The organism is Enterobacter cloacae complex sp. GYL001, assembly GCF_049237125.1.
Lineage (GTDB): Bacteria > Pseudomonadota > Gammaproteobacteria > Enterobacterales > Enterobacteriaceae > Enterobacter > Enterobacter hormaechei_C.
Genome location: NZ_JBMKGW010000009.1, coordinates 172,589 through 190,635, shown reverse-complemented (window position 1 = coordinate 190,635; position 18,047 = coordinate 172,589). Strand labels below are relative to the sequence as shown.

Here is an 18,047-nt window from a genome sequence, read left to right as displayed (position 1 = left end):
AACGCGATGAAAACAAAACTTTCCTGGTTATGTGCAGTGGCAATGGGGATGAGTGCGCTCCCTGCAACAGTGGCTAACGCAGCGCCTGATAACGCAGCGGCCACGCCCGCGCCAACGGTGCCTGTCGTCGCGCAAGCGACCGATCCGGTTGTGACGGCCGCGCCGGGGCAGACGGAAAACGTCGTCCCGAATCAGCCGACGACGGGGAATACGCTGCCCGCCGACAACCCGGTGGTTGGGCAGGTCATGCCTGGCGTGCCGGGAGCCAGTGCGCCGGTGGTTGCCGAAAATACGCCGTCGCGTGACGTTAAGCTGACGTTTGCCCAGATCGCGCCTCCTCCGGGCAGCATGGTTCTGCGCGGCATCAACCCAAATGGCGGTATCGAATTCGGTATGCGCAGCGATGAAGTCGTGTCGAAAGCGATGCTCAACCTGGAATACACCCCATCGCCGTCGCTGCTGCCGGTGCAGTCCCAGCTTAAGGTCTATCTGAATGACGAGCTGATGGACGTCCTGCCCGTCACCAAAGAGCAACTGGGTAAGAAAACCCTGGCTCAGGTGCCGATTAATCCGCTGTTTATCACCGACTTTAACCGCGTGCGTCTGGAGTTTGTCGGCCACTACCGCGATGTCTGTGAAAACCCGGCCAGCAGCACCCTGTGGCTGGATGTCGGGCGTAACTCTTCGCTTCAGATGACCTATCAGCCGCTGGCGTTGAAAAACGATCTCTCCGCCTTCCCGGTGCCGTTCTTCGACCCGCGTGATAACCGTCCGCTGAACCTGCCGATGGTCTTTGCCGGCTCTCCCGATGTGACCGAACAGCTGGCGGCCTCTATCGTGGCATCCTGGTTTGGTTCCCGCTCCGGCTGGCGTGGTCAAAGTTTCCCGGTCATGTACGACAAAATGCCGGACAAAAACGCGATCGTGTTTGCCACCAACGCCAAACGTCCGGCTTTCCTGCGTGACCATCCGGAGGTGAAAGCGCCCACCATCGAGATGATCAGCCATCCGGACAATCCGTACGTGAAGCTGTTGGTGATCTTCGGCCGTGATGACAAAGATCTGGTGCAGGCGGCGAAAGGCATTGCGCAGGGGAATATCCTGTTCCGCGGTAACAGCGTTGTGGTGGACGAGGTGAAACCGCTGCTGGCACGTAAGCCTTATGATGCGCCGAACTGGGTACGTACCGACCGGGCCATCACCTTTGGCGAACTGAAAACCTATGAAGAGCAATTGCAGTCAACCGGGCTTGAACCTTCTCCTGTCAGCCTGTCGCTGAACCTGCCGCCGGATCTCTATCTGCTGCGCACCAACGGCATTGATATCAATCTGAACTACCGTTACACCGCGCCGGCAACCAAAGACAGCTCGCGTATGGATATCAGCCTCAACAACCAGTTCCTGCAATCGTTCAGCCTGACCAGCAGCCAGGAGACAAACCGGTTGATGCTTCGTCTGCCTGTATTACAGGGGCTGCTGGATGGCAAAACCGATGTGTCGATCCCGGCGCTGAAGCTCGGTGCGGTGAACCAGCTGCGGTTTAACTTCCAGTATATGAACCCCATGCCGGGTGGATCGGTGGAAAACTGTATTACCTTCCAGCCGGTGCAAAACCACGTGGTGATTGGCGATGATTCCACGATCGACTTCTCGAAGTATTACCACTTTATTGCGATGCCGGATCTGCGTGCCTTTGCTAACGCCAGCTTCCCGTTCAGCCGCATGGCAGACCTCTCTGAATCGATTGTCGTGATGCCAAAAGCGGCCAACGAAGGCCAGGTTACCACGCTGCTGGACACCATGGGCACCGTCGGGGCGCAAACCGGCTTGCCGGCGATCAACGTGACGGTGACGGATGACGGGAGCCAGATCCAGAACAAAGATGCCGATATCATGGTCATCGGCAACATTCCGGACAAGCTGAAAGACGAGAAGCGCGTCGATCTGCTGGTGCAGGCGGCTCAGTCGTGGGTTAACACGCCGCTGCGTCAGACCGAGTTCCCGAGCATCATGCCGGACAGCGGCGATCGTCAGGCCAATATCAGGACGACCGTAAGCTCAACGGGTCCGATGGCCGCGATTGTCGGCTTCCAGTCGCCGTATAACGACCAGCGCAGCGTTATCGCCCTGCTGGCGGACAGCCCGCGCGGGTATGAGCTACTCAACACGGCCATGAACGACAGCGGTAAACGGGCGGCAATGTTCGGTTCCGTCTCGGTGATCCGTGAGTCGGGGGTAAACAGCCTGCGCGTGGGGGATGTCTACTACGTCGGTCATCTGCCGTGGTTCGAACGCCTGTGGTACGCCCTGTCTAACCACCCGGTGCTGCTGGCCGTGCTGGCTGCGCTCAGCGTTGTACTGCTGGCGTGGGTACTGTGGCGTCTGCTGCGAATCATCAGCCGTCGTCGTCTTAACCCGGACCATGAGTAAGCGGTGATGAAAATCTTTCGCGGGTGTGTAGTCGCAGCGTTGATGCTGGCGGCGGCGAATCTTCACGCCGCCTGTCGCTGGCCTGCCTGGGAGACGTTCAAGCAGGATTATATGAGCGAAAGTGGGCGCGTCATTGATCCCAGTGACGCGCGCAAAATCACCACCTCCGAAGGGCAAAGCTACGGACTGTTCTTTGCCCTCGCGGCAAACGATCGCAAGGCGTTCGATCTGCTGCTGGCATGGACGCGCGATAACCTTGCCGAGGGAGATTTAACCCAACATCTCCCGGCCTGGCTGTGGGGGAAAAAGGACGACGAAACCTGGGCGGTTATCGACCCTAACTCCGCGTCTGATGCCGATATCTGGATTGCCTGGTCGCTGCTGGAAGCCGGGCGGCTGTGGAAAAATCCCGATTACACGCGCACGGGTAAGGCGCTGTTGACGCGCATTGCCAGTGAGGAAGTGGTGAAGGTGCCGGGGCTGGGTTCTATGCTGCTGCCGGGTAAAGTCGGTTTTGCCGAAGAGAGTGTCTGGCGCTTCAACCCCAGCTACCTGCCGCCGCAGCTTGCGAGCTATTTCACCCGTTTTGGCGCGCCGTGGACGACGCTCCGTGAAACCAACCTGCGTCTGCTGCTGGAGACCGCGCCTAAAGGATTTTCCCCGAACTGGGTGAAATACCAGAAAAAGGGCGGCTGGCAGCTGTCGCAGGATGCATCCCTGATCGGCAGCTACGATGCGATTCGCGTCTATCTGTGGGTAGGGATGATGAACGATAACGATCCGCAGAAAGCCCGGCTACTGGCGCGTTTCAAGCCCATGGCGACCACCACAATCAAACAAGGCTTGCCGCCGGAGAAAGTGGACGTCGCGACCGGGAAACGCACCGGAGATGGGCCGGTAGGGTTTTCTGCCTCCCTCCTTCCGTTTTTACAAAACCGGGACGCGCAAGCGGTGCAACGCCAGCACGTCGCCGATCGTTTTCCCGATAACAATGCTTATTACAGCTACGTTCTGACCCTCTTTGGACAAGGGTGGGATCAGCATCGTTTTCGTTTCACCGTGCAAGGTGAATTACTACCGGACTGGGGCCAGGAATGCGCACGTTCACACTGAATCTACTCACCTTATCGCTTGGCCTGGCGCTAATGCCCCTGGCCCAGGCCGCCAACTCCCCGCAGCAGAGACAGCTGCTGGAACAGGTCCGTCTGGGGGAATCCACCCAGCGTGAGGATTTAGTGCGCCAGTCGCTCTATCGCCTTGAGCTGATCGACCCCAACAACCCGGACGTGATTGCCGCGCGCTTCCGCTACCTGTTACGACAGGGCGATACGGCGGGCGCGCAAAAAGAGCTGGATCGCCTGAAAGGAATGGCGCCCGATTCCAGTGCCTATCAGTCCTCCCGTACTACCATGCTGCTCTCCACGCCGGATGGTCGCCAGGCCCTCCAGCAGGCTCGCCTGCTTGCCACCACCGGGCACACCCAGGAAGCCATTGCCGCGTATGACAAACTGTTTGACGGTAAGCCGCCCAGTGGCGACATCGCGACGGAGTACTGGAACGTGGTGGCGAAAGAGCCAGCCCGCCGCAACCTGGCCATTAATCAGCTTAAGAAAATAAACGCCAGCAGTCCGGGTAACGTCCCGCTACAGTCCTCGCTGGCACAGCTTTTGTTCCAGAGCGGACGGCGTGATGAAGGGTTTGCGGTGTTACAGGAGATGGCCAAATCGAACAATGGCCGCAGTCAGGCGTCGGACATGTGGTACCAGCAGATCAAAGATCAGCCGGCCAGCAGCGCCAGCGTTACCGCGCTGCAACAATACCTGAGCGTGTTCAGCGATGGCGATAACGTGACGGCGGCGCGCGCCCAGCTTGAAGCGCAGCAAAAACAGCTTGCCGATCCGGCGTTCCGCGCCAAAGCCGAAGGGTTAGCCGCAGTGGATGCCGGGCAGGGCAGTAAAGCGGTAACGGAGTTGCAAAAAGCAGTCAGCGCCAACCACGCCGACAGTGAAGCCGTAGGCGCGCTGGGGCAGGCCTATTCTCAGAAAGGCGATCGCGCGCGTGCGGTTGCTCAGTTTGAAAAGGCGATCGCCCTCGATCCGCAGAGCGATAACCGGGGCAAATGGGACAGCCTGCTGAAGGTCAACCGATACTGGCTGCTGATCCAGCAGGGGGATAACGCCCTGAAAGCCAACAATACGGCCCAGGCCGAACGCTATTACCAGCAGGCGCGTAATATCGACAATACCGACAGCTACGCGGTTCTGGGCCTCGGTGATGCGGCGGCGGCGCGCAAAGATAACGACGCGGCCGAGCGCTATTACCGCCAGGCGTTGCGGATGGACAGCGGCAACAGCAACGCGGTACGCGGTCTCGCCAATATTTATCGCGCGCAGTCTCCGGAGAAGGCGACGCAGTTTATTCAGTCGCTCTCTGCCAGCCAGCGCCGCAGCATTGATGATATTGAACGTAGCCTGACGAACGAGCAGCTGTCAGCCCAGGCCGAACAGCTGGAAAGCGAGGGGAAATATGCGCAGGCCGCAGAAATTCAGCGCCGACGCCTTGCGCTTTCCCCGGGCGACGTGTGGATCACCTACCGACTGTCACGCGATCTGTATAGCGCGGGTCAGCGCAGCCAGGCGGATAACCTGATGCGTCAGCTGGCAAGCCAGAAACCGGGCGATCCGGATCAGGTTTACGCCAGCGGGCTGTACCTGTCCGGTAACGATCAGGACCGGGCGGCGCTGGCGCATCTGAACACGCTGCCGCGCGACAAGTGGAACGGCAACATTCAGGCGCTGGCGGACCGCCTGCAAAGTAACCAGGTGCTGGAAACCGCCAACCGCCTGCGCGACAGTGGAAAAGAGCAGGAGGCGGAAACGTTGCTTCGCCAGCAGCCTCCGTCCACCCGTATCGACCTGACGCTGGCGGACTGGGCTGAACAGCGTGGCGATCATGAGGCCGCGAAAACCGCCTACAACACCGTCCTGCAACGCGAACCGCAGAACGAAGACGCGATCCTCGGCCTGACCGAGGTCTCTCTTGCCCAGGGCAACAAGGACGCGGCGCGCGCGGCGCTGGCGAAACTGCCCGCGGCACAGAACGGCGAACCGCTCTCGATCAATATGCAGCGCCGGCTTGCCATGGCGCAGGCTGGCCTGGGTGATCGTGCCGCGGCAGAAAAGACCTTCAACGCCATTCTTCCGCAGGCCAAATCGCAGCCGCCTTCGATGGAAAGTGCGCTGGTGATGCGCGATGCCGCCCGTTTCCAGGCACAAAATGGTCAGCCTAAGCAGGCGCTGGACACCTGGAAAGATGCGATGGTCTCATCGGGCATCACAACGACCCGTCCGACCGATAACGACAGCTTTACTTGGCTCACGCGTAACGATGAGAAAGATGACTGGCTGAAGCGCGGCGTGCGCAGCGATGCAGGCGATCTTTATCGTCAGCAGGATCTGAACGTCACGCTGCAACACGACTACTGGGGCTCCAGCGGCACGGGGGGCTATTCCGACCTGAAAGCGCACACCACCATGCTCCAGGTTGATGCGCCGCTGTCGGACGGACGTATGTTCTTCCGTAGCGATCTGGTCAATATGAACGCCGGTTCCTTTGACACCGACAACGGAACCTACGATCCGACATGGGGTACCTGCGCCGAAACGCCATGTCACGGCAGCACGAACCAGTCGGCCAACGGCGCCAGCGTGGCCGTCGGCTGGCAGAACAAAACCTGGTCGTGGGATATCGGTACAACGCCGATGGGCTTCGACGTGGTCGATGTGGTGGGTAGCCTGAGCTACAGCAACGATTTAGGGCCGATTGGCTACACCCTGAACGCCCATCGCCGTCCGATTTCCAGCTCGGTGCTGGCCTTCGCCGGGCAAAAAGATCCCAATACCGACACCACCTGGGGCGGCGTGCGTGCCACCGGTGGCGGCGTGAGCATGAGCTACGACAAAGGCGAAGCTAACGGGATCTGGTCAAGCCTGAGTGCCGACAGCCTCACCGGGAAGAATGTCGAAGATAACTGGCGCGTCCGCTGGATGACCGGCTATTACTACAAGCTCATCAATCAGAACAACGAACGCCTGACGGTGGGCGTGTCCAACATGCTCTGGCATTACGATAAGGATTTAAGTGGCTATTCGCTGGGCCAGGGCGGTTACTACAGTCCCCAGGAGTATGTGTCGTTCGCCTTACCGGTGAACTGGCGTAAACGCACAGAGAACTGGTCATGGGAGCTGGGCGGCTCCGTCTCCTGGTCTCATTCAAAAACAAAAGATGTGATGCGTTATCCGTTACAGGGGCTGATCCCGGACAATGAGCCAGGCCGTTATACCGATAAAGGTGTAATGGAAACCGGAAGTAGCTCGTCAGGGACGGGTTATACCGCAAGGGCGATTGTTGAACGCCGCGTGACGTCCAACTGGTTTGTCGGACTGGGCGTCGATATTCAGGAAGCAAAAGACTATACCCCGAGCCATGCGCTGCTCTACGTTCGGTATTCTGCCGCGGGCTGGCAAGGTGATATGGACTTACCACCGGAACCGCTGGTGCCTTATGCAGACTGGTGATCGGATTTTTTCTTAATCTAATTGTAAGTCTCTCTTAAAAGTGCAGCTATCGGGTATACTCGGGCGCACCAGGTTTACACCCTGGTGCGCCCTGCGCTTCGAGTTTTGTGGAGAGTCATTTTGCGTGTCAGCCGTTCCTTAACGATCAAACAGATGGCGATGGTGTCTGCCGTCACAATGCTGTTTGTCTTCATCTTCTGCGTCATTTTGCTGTTTCACTCCGTACAGCAGAATCGCTATAACACGGCTTCGCAACTGGAAAGTATTGCCCGCTCGGTGCGGGAACCCCTGTCAGCCTCGATCCTGAAAGGGGATATCCCCGAGGCGGAATCCATCCTGAAGCGCATTCAGCCCGCCGGTATCGTGAGCCGCGCAGATGTCGTGCTGCCGAACCAGTTCCAGGCGCTACGGATGAGCTTTATCCCGGAGCGTCCCGTCCCGATGATGGTGATGCGCCTGTTTGAACTGCCGGTGCAAATTTCCCTGCCTCTCTATTCCCTGGAAAGACCGGCTAACCCGCAGCCGCTGGCCTACCTGGTGCTACAGGCCGACTCGTACCGCATGTATAAATTCGTCATGAGTTGGGTTGCTACGTTAGTGACTACTTACTTACTTTTGACACTAATGCTGAGCGTGGCGCTGACGTGGTGTATCAACCGGTTAATTGTGCATCCGTTGCGCCGCATAGCCCGGGAGCTGAACGACCTCTCTCCACAGGAGCACATGGGGCATCAGCTTCCGTTGCCGCGCCTGCATCACGACGATGAAATTGGCATGCTGGTCCGGAGTTACAATATCAACCAGCAGCGTGTCCTGCGTCAGCAGGAAGAGCTCAGTAGCAATGCCACCCGTTTTCCGGTATCCGATCTGCCAAACAAAGCGTTTTTAATGGCCTTGCTGGAGCAGACCGTCGCCCGCCAGCAGACCACCGCGCTGATGGTGATTGCCTGCGAAACCTTGCAGGACACGGCGGGCGTGCTGAAAGAGAGCCAGCGCGAGATGCTGTTGCTGACGCTGGTGGAAAAGGTGAAATCCGTTCTGGCGCCGCGCATGGTGCTCACCCAGGTCAGCGGTTATGACCTGGTGGTGATCGCGCACGGTGTTAAAGAGCCGTGGCACGCCATTACGCTAGGTCAGCAAGTACTCACTGTCATTAATGAGCGGCTGCCCATTCAGGGTATCCAGCTTCGCCCGAGCGCCAGCATCGGTATTGCGATGTACTACGGGGGGCTGACCGCCGAGCAGCTTTATCGTCGGGCCTTCTCGGCCGCGTTCACCGCGCGCCGGAAAGGCAAAAACCAGATCCAGTTCTTTGATCCGGAGCAGATGGAAAAAGCCCAGCAGCGCCTGACGGAAGAGAGCGACATTCTGACGGCGATGGACAATCGCCAGTTTGCGCTCTGGCTACAGCCGCAGGTCAATTTGCGCACGGGTGAAGTGACCAGCGCCGAAGCGTTGCTGCGTATGCAACAGCCGGACGGCACGTGGGAGCTGCCTGAGGGAATGATCGAACGTATCGAGTCCTGCGGCCTGATGGTCACCGTTGGCTACTGGGTGCTGGAAGAGTCTTGCCGCCAGCTTGCGGCCTGGCAACAACGGGGCATCACGCTGCCGCTGTCGGTGAATCTCTCTGCGCTACAGCTGATGCACCCGACCATGGTGCCGGAGATGCTCGAGTTGATCCACCGCTACCGCATTCAGCCCCACACGTTGATCCTGGAAGTCACCGAGAGCCGTTGTATCGACAATCCTGACGATGCTGTCGCCATTCTGAAACCGCTGCGTAATGCCGGGATCCGCATTGCGCTGGACGATTTTGGTATGGGGTATTCCGGCCTGCGTCAGCTCCAGCACATGAAAACCCTGCCGGTGGACGTCCTGAAAATCGACAAAACCTTTGTGGAAGGGCTGCCGGAGGATTGCAGCCTGGTACAGGCCATTATTCAGATGGCGCACAGCCTGAATCTGCACGTAATTGCCGAGGGTATTGAAACCGACGCCCAGCGTGAGTGGCTGGCTGCGGCGGGCGTGGAGAGCGGACAGGGCTTCCTGTTTGACCGCGCCGTACCGACGGATATCTTTGAGCAACGCTATCTCGCCGACGCTGGCAATAACGCAAAAGTGTAATTTTGTTGCTGGCTTGTGCGAGCCAGCTCAAAGTTCTTAACATTTGTGTTTCAAATTTGAACCCCGTTTATTTCTGTCCTGTTATGTGGGTGTTATTTTAAAGCCGCAGGTTAACCATAACCTTACAAAGCCTGTAGTTTTTCTTTCCAGGGACACCCTATGAAAACCTCACTCTTCAAAAGTCTTTACTTCCAGGTCCTGACAGCCATCGCTATCGGTATTCTGCTCGGTCACTACTACCCGGAGCTGGGCGCGCAGATGAAACCGCTTGGCGACGCGTTCGTTAAGCTCATCAAAATGATCATCGCGCCGGTCATTTTCTGTACCGTGGTGACCGGTATCGCTGGCATGGAAAGTATGAAGGCGGTCGGGCGTACGGGGGCGGTTGCCCTGCTGTACTTCGAGATTGTCAGTACCATCGCGCTGATTATCGGCCTGATAATTGTCAACGTGGTACAGCCTGGCGCGGGCATGAACGTCGACCCGGCCACGCTGGATGCGAAAGCGGTGGCGGTTTACGCTGAACAGGCGAAAGATCAGGGGATTGTTGCCTTCCTGCTGGACGTGATCCCGAGCAGCGTGATTGGCGCGTTCGCCAGCGGAAACATCCTCCAGGTGCTGCTGTTTGCCGTGCTTTTTGGCTTTGCCCTGCACCGTCTTGGCAGCAAAGGCCAGCTGATTTTTAACGTCATTGAAAGCTTCTCGCAGGTGATCTTCGGCATCATCAACATGATCATGCGTCTGGCCCCGATTGGCGCCTTTGGCGCGATGGCCTTCACCATCGGGAAATATGGCGTCGGCACGCTGGTACAGCTTGGCCAGCTGATCGTCTGTTTCTACATCACCTGTATTCTGTTTGTGGTGGTGGTGCTCGGCTCCATCGCCCGTGCGACCGGCTTCAGCATCTTCAAATTTATCCGTTACATTCGTGAAGAGCTGCTGATTGTCCTCGGCACATCCTCTTCGGAGTCCGCGCTGCCGCGTATGCTCGATAAAATGGAAAAGCTGGGCTGCCGTAAGTCTGTGGTGGGGCTGGTTATTCCTACGGGCTACTCCTTTAACCTGGACGGCACCTCGATATACCTGACGATGGCGGCGGTCTTTATTGCCCAGGCCACTAACAGCCACATGGATATCTTCCATCAGATTACGCTGCTGGTGGTGCTTCTGCTCTCTTCAAAAGGGGCGGCGGGCGTAACGGGCAGCGGATTTATCGTGCTGGCGGCCACCATTTCGGCGGTGGGCCATCTGCCGGTGGCGGGCCTGGCCCTGATCCTCGGTATTGACCGCTTTATGTCTGAAGCCCGTGCGTTAACCAACCTGGTCGGCAATGGCGTGGCGACGATTGTGGTGGCGAAGTGGGTGAAAGAGCTGGATCACAAGAAGCTTAACGATACGCTGAATAACCGCACATCTGAGGACAAAACCCCCGGTTTATCCTCTTAATCCCTCATAAATGCCCGTATTCCCTTGTGGGGATGCGGGCACCTGCGCATAATAACCGTTCATACCTGTCATAATTCGACAAGATTTTTTTTGGGTATATTTCACTTCCGCCCGTGACGTTTAGCCGAACACGCTGTCTAATCGGAAGGTTTTCATCGTCATCTTTGAGTGCTCACGTCGCGAGACACTCTCTTTAACCAGGAATGTTGATCAGGGGTTCACATGCAGGGCACAAAAATTCGACTCTTAACCGGCGGTTTGCTGATGATGGCAGCAGCCAGTTATGTGCAGGCAGATGCGCTCCAGCCAGACCCGGCCTGGCAACAGGGAACACTGGCGAACGGTTTCCAGTGGCAGGTATTATCCACTCCGCAACGTCCGAGCGATCGCATTGAAATCCGTCTTTCTGTGAATACCGGCTCCCTCACTGAAAGCACCCAGCAGACCGGCTTAAGCCACTTTATTCCTCGACTGGCGCTCACCCAGAGCGGCAGTTTGCAGGCGGTTCAGGTGCGTTCTTTATGGCAACAGGCCATCGATCCGAAACGCCCGCTGCCCCCGGCTGTGGTCTCCTATGACTACACCATGTTTAACCTGAGCCTGCCCAACAACCGTAACGATCTGCTTAAAGAAGCACTGACCTATCTTTCGGATGCCACCGGCAAACTGGCGATTACGCCTGAGACCGTTAACTATGCGTTGAGCAACAGCGACATGGTGGCGACCTGGCCGACGGATACCAAAGAAGGCTGGTGGCGCTACCGCCTGAAAGGGTCAACGCTGCTTGGCCACGACCCGGCAGAGCCGCTGAAACAGCCGGTTGATGCCGCGCAGGTGAAATCTTTCTACCAGCAGTGGTACACCCCGGATGCCATGACCCTGATTGTGGTGGGCAACGTGGACAGCCGTGCGGTGATAGAACAGATCAACAAAGCATTTGGCGATCTGAAAGGGAAGCGTGAAACGCCCGCCCCTGTTCCTACCTTGTCGCCGCTGCGTCCTGAGACGGTCAGCATCATGACGGATACCGTGCGTCAGGATCGTCTTTCAATGATGTGGGATACGGCCTGGCAGCCGATCCGCGAGTCTTCTGCGCTGTTGCGTTACTGGCGTGCGGATCTCGCGCGTGAAGCGCTGTTCTGGCACGTTCAGCAGACGCTCAGCAAGAACAACGTGAAAGATATTGGCCTGGGATTTGACTGCCGTGTGCTGTTCCAGCGCGCCCAGTGCGCCATTAACGTGGAATCGCCGGGTGATAAGCTGAATGCCAATCTCGGCGTGGTGGCGAAAGAGCTGGCTAAGGTGCGGAAAGAGGGCCTGTCTGAAGAGGAGTTTAACGCGCTGGTGGCGCAGAAATCCCTCGAATTGCAGAAACTGTTCGCCACCTATGCCCGCGCCGATACCGATATCTTAATCAGCCAGCGCATTCGCTCCTTGCAGAATCAGGTGGTGGATATCGCGCCGGAGCAGTATCAGAAACTGCGTCAGGACTTCCTGAACGGTCTGACCGTGGAGATGCTGAATCAGGATCTGCGTCAGCAGCTGTCGCAGGATATGGCGTTGATTCTGTTGCAGCCGAAAGGTGAGCCGGAATATGACATGAAAGAGTTGAAGGCCACCTGGAGCGCCATCATGGCGACGCCGCCGCAGCCAGCGCAAACGGCAGCCGACGATTTACACCAGGATGCGAGCGATATTCCGCAGGGCCAGTAAGCTCTGCGTTCCCTCAGCCCTGAGGGAGAGGGTTAGGGTGCGGGCATCAGCCCGCACAGTCCTTAAGCAGGCATCGCCTCGCGCGGAATAATCGCTCCGCGATACTGAATCACCGTGCTGGCCGTCAAGTGACCGCGCTGCGCCGCCGCTTCCGGCGTTCCCCCCGTCAGACGTACCGCCAGATACCCCGCGCTGAAAGAATCTCCCGCCGCCGTGGTATCGATTACCTTCTCTTTCGCCAGCTTCACCGCCGGCACCTCTGTCACGGCTTCACCTGCAACCGCCACCAGGCAAGACTCCGCCCCGCGCTTGATCACCACTTCGCTGACCCCGGCAGCCTGCGTCCGGGCAATGACCTCATCAACCGGTTTTTCGCCCCACAGAGCATCTTCATCATCCAGCGTCAGGAAGGCGATATCGGTGCATTCGAGCATCTGCTGGTAGACCTGCTGCGTCTCTTCGCGGCTGGCCCACAAACGCGGACGGTAGTTGTTATCGAAAATCACCTTACCGCCATTGGCACGGCATTCGCGCAGCAGTGACAGCAGCTTTTCACGGCTCTCCTGGCTCAGGATCGCCAGGCTGATCCCGCTCAGGTAGAGATAATCGAAGGTCGCCAGTTCTTCGCAAATGGCAGCGGCGGCCTCGCTTTCCAGCCAGAATTTGGCGGCCGCTTCATTACGCCAGTAATAGAAGGTGCGCTCGCCGGTGCTGTCGGTTTCGATGTAGTACAAACCCGGCAGGCGGTTTTCCATTCGCTGGATGAGCGAGGTCCCAACGTTTTCACCCTGCCAGGCTTCCAGCATCTGCTGGCTGAAGCTGTCCGTTCCCAGCGCGGTAACGTAGCTCACGCTCAGCGCGTCGGGGGCGACCTGACGGGCAATGTAAACGGAGGTGTTCAATGTATCGCCACCAAAACCGCGGCTGACTTCCGCGCCTTTCTGGGACAGCTCAATCATGCATTCGCCAATCACGGCAATTTTTTTAGACATAGTCGTGAACCTGAACAAAGTAATTAAGGGTAGTGTGCGCTGTGTGTTTTTTATGGTCAACTATATTAAAACGACGTTCCATTATTTTTTTTGAGCCAGCGCGTATTCCGGCATATTTCTGTCATCTTAATTTCATTTTCCCGGTGAATTGAACATAAAGTTCTCACCTGGCGGGCCGATAACTCAGTGACGAGTCCAGAAAGGCTATCCCATACAACAGGACATCCGAAATGAAGTCAGAGCAGGTTATCCAGCGGCTGAGCACTACGCCTGAGGCAAGTATTGAGAACTTGCAGGAGCATCGCTACTGGCTGCAATGTGAGCGAGCGTACACCTATCAGCCCATCTACCGTACCGACGGTCGGTTAATGGCGATTGAGGTGTTAACGGTCGTCACTCATCCATCGAATCCTTCACAGCGTATTGCACCGGACCGCTATTTTGCGGAGGTTGCCGTGCGTCAGCGTATCGACGTGCTGGAAGAGCAGCTGAGAATGCTGGCGACGAAGCAGGCGTTCTTCGAGCAGCACGGTATTCTGGCGTCGGTGAACGTGGATGGCCCAACCCTGATGGCGTTACGTCAGAACGCGACATTGCAGGCGCTGATTGCCACCTTGCCGTGGATGCGCTTCGAGCTGGTGGAACATGTTCAGCTGCCACAGGACTCCTCGTTTGCCTCGATGTGTGAGTTTGGCCCGCTGTGGCTGGATGATTTCGGTACCGGTATGGCCAACTTCTCCGCCCTGAGCGAAGTGCGTTATGACTACATCAAAGTGGCCCGCGATCTGTTTATCATGCTGCGCCAGACGCCGGAGGGACGGAACCTGTTTACGATGCTCCTGCAACTGATGAACCGCTATTGCCAGGGCGTCATTGTGGAAGGCGTAGAGACGCTGGAGGAGTGGCGCGACGTGCAAAATTCCCCGGCAGCGGCGGCACAGGGTTATTTCCTCTCTCGTCCTGTCCCCATGGATACCCTGGAAAAGGTGATAACCACCCTCTGATCTGCCCGCTTCCCTTTGTCTGAACTATAGTTTTAGAGGCAAGTTCATCAGGAAAGGGGACAACAATGACAAAAACAACCAGGGTGATTTCCTGGACAGCAGGGATTTTCTTGTTGCTGATCGTGGTCTTAATCATCATTATCGCCACGTTTGACTGGAACCGGCTCAAACCGACCATCAACCAGAAAGTCTCAACCGAGCTAAACCGCCCCTTCGCAATACGTGGCGATTTGGGTGTCGTGTGGGAGCGCCAGAAAGAGGAAACCGGCTGGCGAAGCTGGGTGCCATGGCCGCACGTTCACGCCGACGACATCATTCTCGGCAACCCGCCGGACATCCCCGAAGTGACCATGATCCACCTGCCGCGCGTGGAAGCCACGCTGGCGCCGTTAGCCCTGTTAACCAAAACGGTGTATCTGCCGTGGATCAAACTTCAGCAGCCCGACGCGCGGCTGATTCGCCTGTCAGAGAAAAACAATAACTGGACGTTTGATCTCGCCAGCAGCGGCGATAAAGATCAGAATGCGCAGCCCTCTTCGTGGTCTTTCCGCCTCGACAATATTCTGTTCGATCGGGGGAGGATCGCCATTGACGATAAGGTGAGTAAGGCTGACGTGGAGATCCTCGTCGATCCGCTGGGCAAGCCGCTGCCGTTTAGCGAAGTGACGGGCAGTAAAGCCAAAGGCGATGACAGCAAAGCGGGCGATTACGTCTTCGGCCTGACGGCGAAAGGGCGCTACAACGGCCAGCCGCTGACCGGTAAAGGCAAAATCGGCGGCATGCTGGCGCTCAGGAGTGAGGGCACGCCGTTCCCGGTGCAGGCGGATTTCCGCTCGGGCAACACCCGCGTGGCGTTCGTGGGCACGGTTAACGACCCGATGAACATGGGCGGCGTCGACCTCCAGCTTAAGTTTGCCGGGGATTCGCTGGGTGAACTGTACGATTTGACCGGCGTGCTGCTGCCGGATACCCCGCCGTTTGAAACGGACGGGCGCCTGGTTGCCAAAATCAACACCGAAAAATCGTCCGTCTTTGACTACCGGGGATTCAACGGCCGCATCGGCGACAGCGATATCCACGGCACGCTGACCTACACCACCGGTAAACCGCGCCCGAAACTGGAGGGGGACGTTGAATCCCGCCAGCTGCGTCTGGCCGATCTTGGTCCGCTGATTGGCGTAGATTCGGGCAAAGGCACGAAGTCTAAAGAGGTTAAAAAGGACGTTCAGCCTGCGGGTAAAGTGCTGCCCTATGACCGCTTCGAAACCGACAAATGGGACGTGATGGATGCGGATGTGCGCTTCAAAGGACGTAAAATTGAGCATGGCAGCACGCTGCCGCTGAGCAACCTCTCGACCCATATCATCCTGAAAAACGCCGACCTGCGCCTGCAACCGCTGAAGTTTGGCATGGCTGGGGGAACCATCTCATCGAATATCCACCTGGAGGGGGATAAAAAGCCGATGCAGGGAAGGGCGGAGATCCAGGCGCGTCGGCTGAAGCTGAAAGAGCTGATGCCGGACGTGGAGCTGATGCAGAAAACCCTCGGTGAGATGAACGGCGACGCGGATATTCGCGGCACGGGTAACTCGGTAGCGGCGCTGCTGGGTAGCGGAAACGGCAACCTGAAGCTGCTGATGAACGACGGGCTGGTGAGCCGTAACCTGATGGAGATCCTGGGGCTGAACGTCGGGAACTTTATCATCGGGCAAATCTTCGGTGACGACGAAGTACGCGTTAACTGCGCGGCGGCAAATCTGGATCTGGTCAACGGCGTGGCGCGTCCGCAGATCTTCGCTTTCGACACGGAAAACGCGGTTATCAACGTCACCGGTACCGCCAGCATGGCGTCCGAGCAGCTGGATTTAACCATCGATCCGGAAAGTAAAGGCATTCGTATCATCACCCTGCGCTCGCCGCTGTACGTTCGCGGGACCTTCAAAGATCCGCAGGCGGGCGTGAAGGCCGGGCCGTTGATTGCGCGTGGTGCGGTCGCCGCCGCGCTCGCTACGCTGGTCACCCCTGCGGCGGCGCTGCTGGCGTTGATTTCGCCGTCAGAAGGCGAAGCGAATCAGTGTCGGACGATTTTGTCGCAGATGAAGAAGTAATCCCGTTTCTCCCTCTCCCTTGCGGGAGAGGGCTAAATTGTAGGCCGGGTAAGGCGTAGCCGCCACCCGGCATTCACTTACAGCGCCTGATGCTTCGTCTCGTGCGTCAGCAGCAGCGCAATCAGCGTCAGCGCTGCCATTGCCGCCAGATAGACACCCACATAGAACAGGCCATAGTTCGCCTGAAGCCATGTGGCGATATACGGAGCCACCGAGGCGCCCAGAATCGACGAAACGTTATAGGAGAACGACGCGCCGGTGTAACGCACTTCAGTCGGGAACAGCTCCGGCAGCAGCGCGCCCATTGGGCCAAAAGTCAGCCCCATCAGGCTCAGGCCAATCAGCAGATACGCCATCACCAGCGCAGGGCTACCTGACCCCAGCAGCGGCGGGAAGACAAACAGCGCGAACAGAATAATCAGCGAGGTGATGACGATCATGCTTGAACGACGGCCAAATTTATCCGCCAGCAGGCCCGCGATGGGCACCATCACACCAAATCCGATGACCGCCATCATCAGCATCCACAGCACTTCGTTACGCGGCAGGCCCAGGCCGACCGGCGCGGCGGCGGTACTGAAGGTCATGGAGTAAACGGTCATGATGTAGAACAGCGTGTAGGTTGCCAGCATGATGAACGTGCCCAGCACGGTCACGCGGAGGTGTTTGGTCAGCAGCGTCCCCAGTGGAACTTTAACCTGCTTTTTCGCCGCGGCGACTTTAGCGAAGACCGGCGTCTCGTGCAGCGACACGCGAACGTATAGGCCAATCAGCACCAGCACGGCGGAGAAGACGAATGGAATACGCCAGCCCCAGTTCATGAACTGTTCATCAGTCAGCAGCCAGGAGAGGAGCAGGAAGGTGCCGTTAGCAAAGAAGAACCCAATCGGTGCGCCCAGCTGCGGGAAAGAGCCATACAGGGCTCGTTTGCGCGCCGGGGCGTTTTCGGTCGCCAGCAGTGCCGCGCCGCCCCATTCCCCGCCCAGCCCCAGACCCTGCCCAAAGCGCGCCAGCGCCAGCAGCACAGGCGCCAGAATGCCAATAGTTTCATAGGTCGGCAGCAGGCCGATGGCGACGGTGGAGATCCCCATCGTCAGCAGCGAGGCAACCAGCGTCACTTTACGGCCGACGCGATCGCCAAAATGCCCAAAGACAGCTGAACCAATCGGACGCGCAACGAAGGCGATAGCAAAGGTGGCTAAAGACTGTAGCGTGGCTGCCGTCGGGTCGCCCTGAGGGAAGAAAATATGCGGAAAGACAATGACCGCAGCGGTGGCGTAAATATAAAAGTCGAAGAACTCAATGGCGGTGCCAATCAGCGATGCGACGACGACTTTATTGCGCGAGTTGACCGGAACGTGTTCCGCCCCTTCGTTAAGTGTGGTGGCTGTTGCTTGCATAATATTTTCTTATTTTTGGACGAACGAAGGGCCATATTAGGCATAGCAAAAGCGACATTTCAATCTGTAACAAAGGCGTGGTGTGGTCATAAAAGCAACAAAAAGCGGATAATTTTCAGACCAGCGAAAACACTTCTATGAAATGCTTCACACTTTTTAAATATCAGTCATTAAAACTGGTTTTGCGTTAAATAAAAGTTACGGCCTGGATTTATATGCTGAAATGGCGAATCGGGCTGAAATATCAGCC

Annotated in this window: 10 protein-coding genes; 8 read left to right on the top strand and 2 right to left on the bottom strand. The window is 57.6% G+C overall.

All coding sequences use genetic code 11. The features are described 5' to 3' along the window. Positions 1-6 precede the first annotated feature (6 nt). From bcsB to ACOTWU_RS16705, 6 genes are all read left to right on the top strand, one after another. Positions 7-2,430, top strand: a complete 2,424-nt coding sequence (gene bcsB, locus ACOTWU_RS16730; RefSeq protein WP_071591748.1) for a cellulose biosynthesis cyclic di-GMP-binding regulatory protein BcsB — start codon at positions 7-9, stop codon at positions 2,428-2,430. A gap of 6 nt (positions 2,431-2,436) precedes the next feature. Beyond that, a complete protein-coding gene (gene bcsZ, locus ACOTWU_RS16725; protein WP_017384189.1) occupies positions 2,437-3,543 on the top strand; it encodes a cellulose synthase complex periplasmic endoglucanase BcsZ in 1,107 nt (368 codons plus the stop codon). After that, complete coding sequence (bcsC, locus tag ACOTWU_RS16720; protein ID WP_040118211.1) at positions 3,525-7,007, top strand: cellulose synthase complex outer membrane protein BcsC; 3,483 nt, start codon at positions 3,525-3,527, stop codon at positions 7,005-7,007. The genes bcsZ and bcsC overlap by 19 nt, the downstream gene beginning before the upstream one ends. 120 nt (positions 7,008-7,127) lie before the next feature. Further along, positions 7,128-9,134 carry a biofilm formation regulator HmsP gene (hmsP, locus tag ACOTWU_RS16715; protein WP_023295578.1) on the top strand — a complete coding sequence of 669 codons (2,007 nt, stop codon included), beginning with the start codon at positions 7,128-7,130 and terminating at the stop codon, positions 9,132-9,134. Between the two features lie 159 nt (positions 9,135-9,293). Beyond that, positions 9,294-10,580, top strand: a complete 1,287-nt coding sequence (gene dctA / locus ACOTWU_RS16710) for a C4-dicarboxylate transporter DctC (protein ID WP_015571524.1) — start codon at positions 9,294-9,296, stop codon at positions 10,578-10,580. Positions 10,581-10,802: 222 nt separating this feature from the next. Beyond that, positions 10,803-12,293, top strand: a complete 1,491-nt coding sequence (locus tag ACOTWU_RS16705) for a M16 family metallopeptidase (protein WP_023295577.1) — start codon at positions 10,803-10,805, stop codon at positions 12,291-12,293. Positions 12,294-12,355: 62 nt separating this feature from the next. On the opposite strand, the gene ACOTWU_RS16700 is transcribed toward ACOTWU_RS16705, so the two are convergent. After that, a complete protein-coding gene (locus tag ACOTWU_RS16700) occupies positions 12,356-13,285 on the bottom strand; it encodes a sugar kinase (RefSeq protein ID WP_017384186.1) in 930 nt (309 codons plus the stop codon). 230 nt (positions 13,286-13,515) lie between these two features. Here ACOTWU_RS16700 and pdeH point away from each other — a divergent pair, with 230 nt between their 5' ends. Both pdeH and ACOTWU_RS16690 read left to right on the top strand, forming a co-directional pair. Beyond that, positions 13,516-14,289, top strand: a complete 774-nt coding sequence (gene pdeH / locus ACOTWU_RS16695) for a cyclic-guanylate-specific phosphodiesterase (protein ID WP_015571521.1) — start codon at positions 13,516-13,518, stop codon at positions 14,287-14,289. A gap of 65 nt (positions 14,290-14,354) precedes the next feature. After that, positions 14,355-16,397 (top strand): AsmA family protein, encoded by a 2,043-nt coding sequence (locus ACOTWU_RS16690; RefSeq protein ID WP_015571520.1) that lies wholly within the window; start codon positions 14,355-14,357, stop codon positions 16,395-16,397. Between the two features lie 77 nt (positions 16,398-16,474). Here ACOTWU_RS16690 and ACOTWU_RS16685 read toward each other — a convergent pair whose 3' ends face one another. Then, positions 16,475-17,797 carry an MFS transporter gene (locus ACOTWU_RS16685; protein WP_015571519.1) on the bottom strand — a complete coding sequence of 441 codons (1,323 nt, stop codon included), beginning with the start codon at positions 17,795-17,797 and terminating at the stop codon, positions 16,475-16,477. Positions 17,798-18,047: the final 250 nt, after the last annotated feature.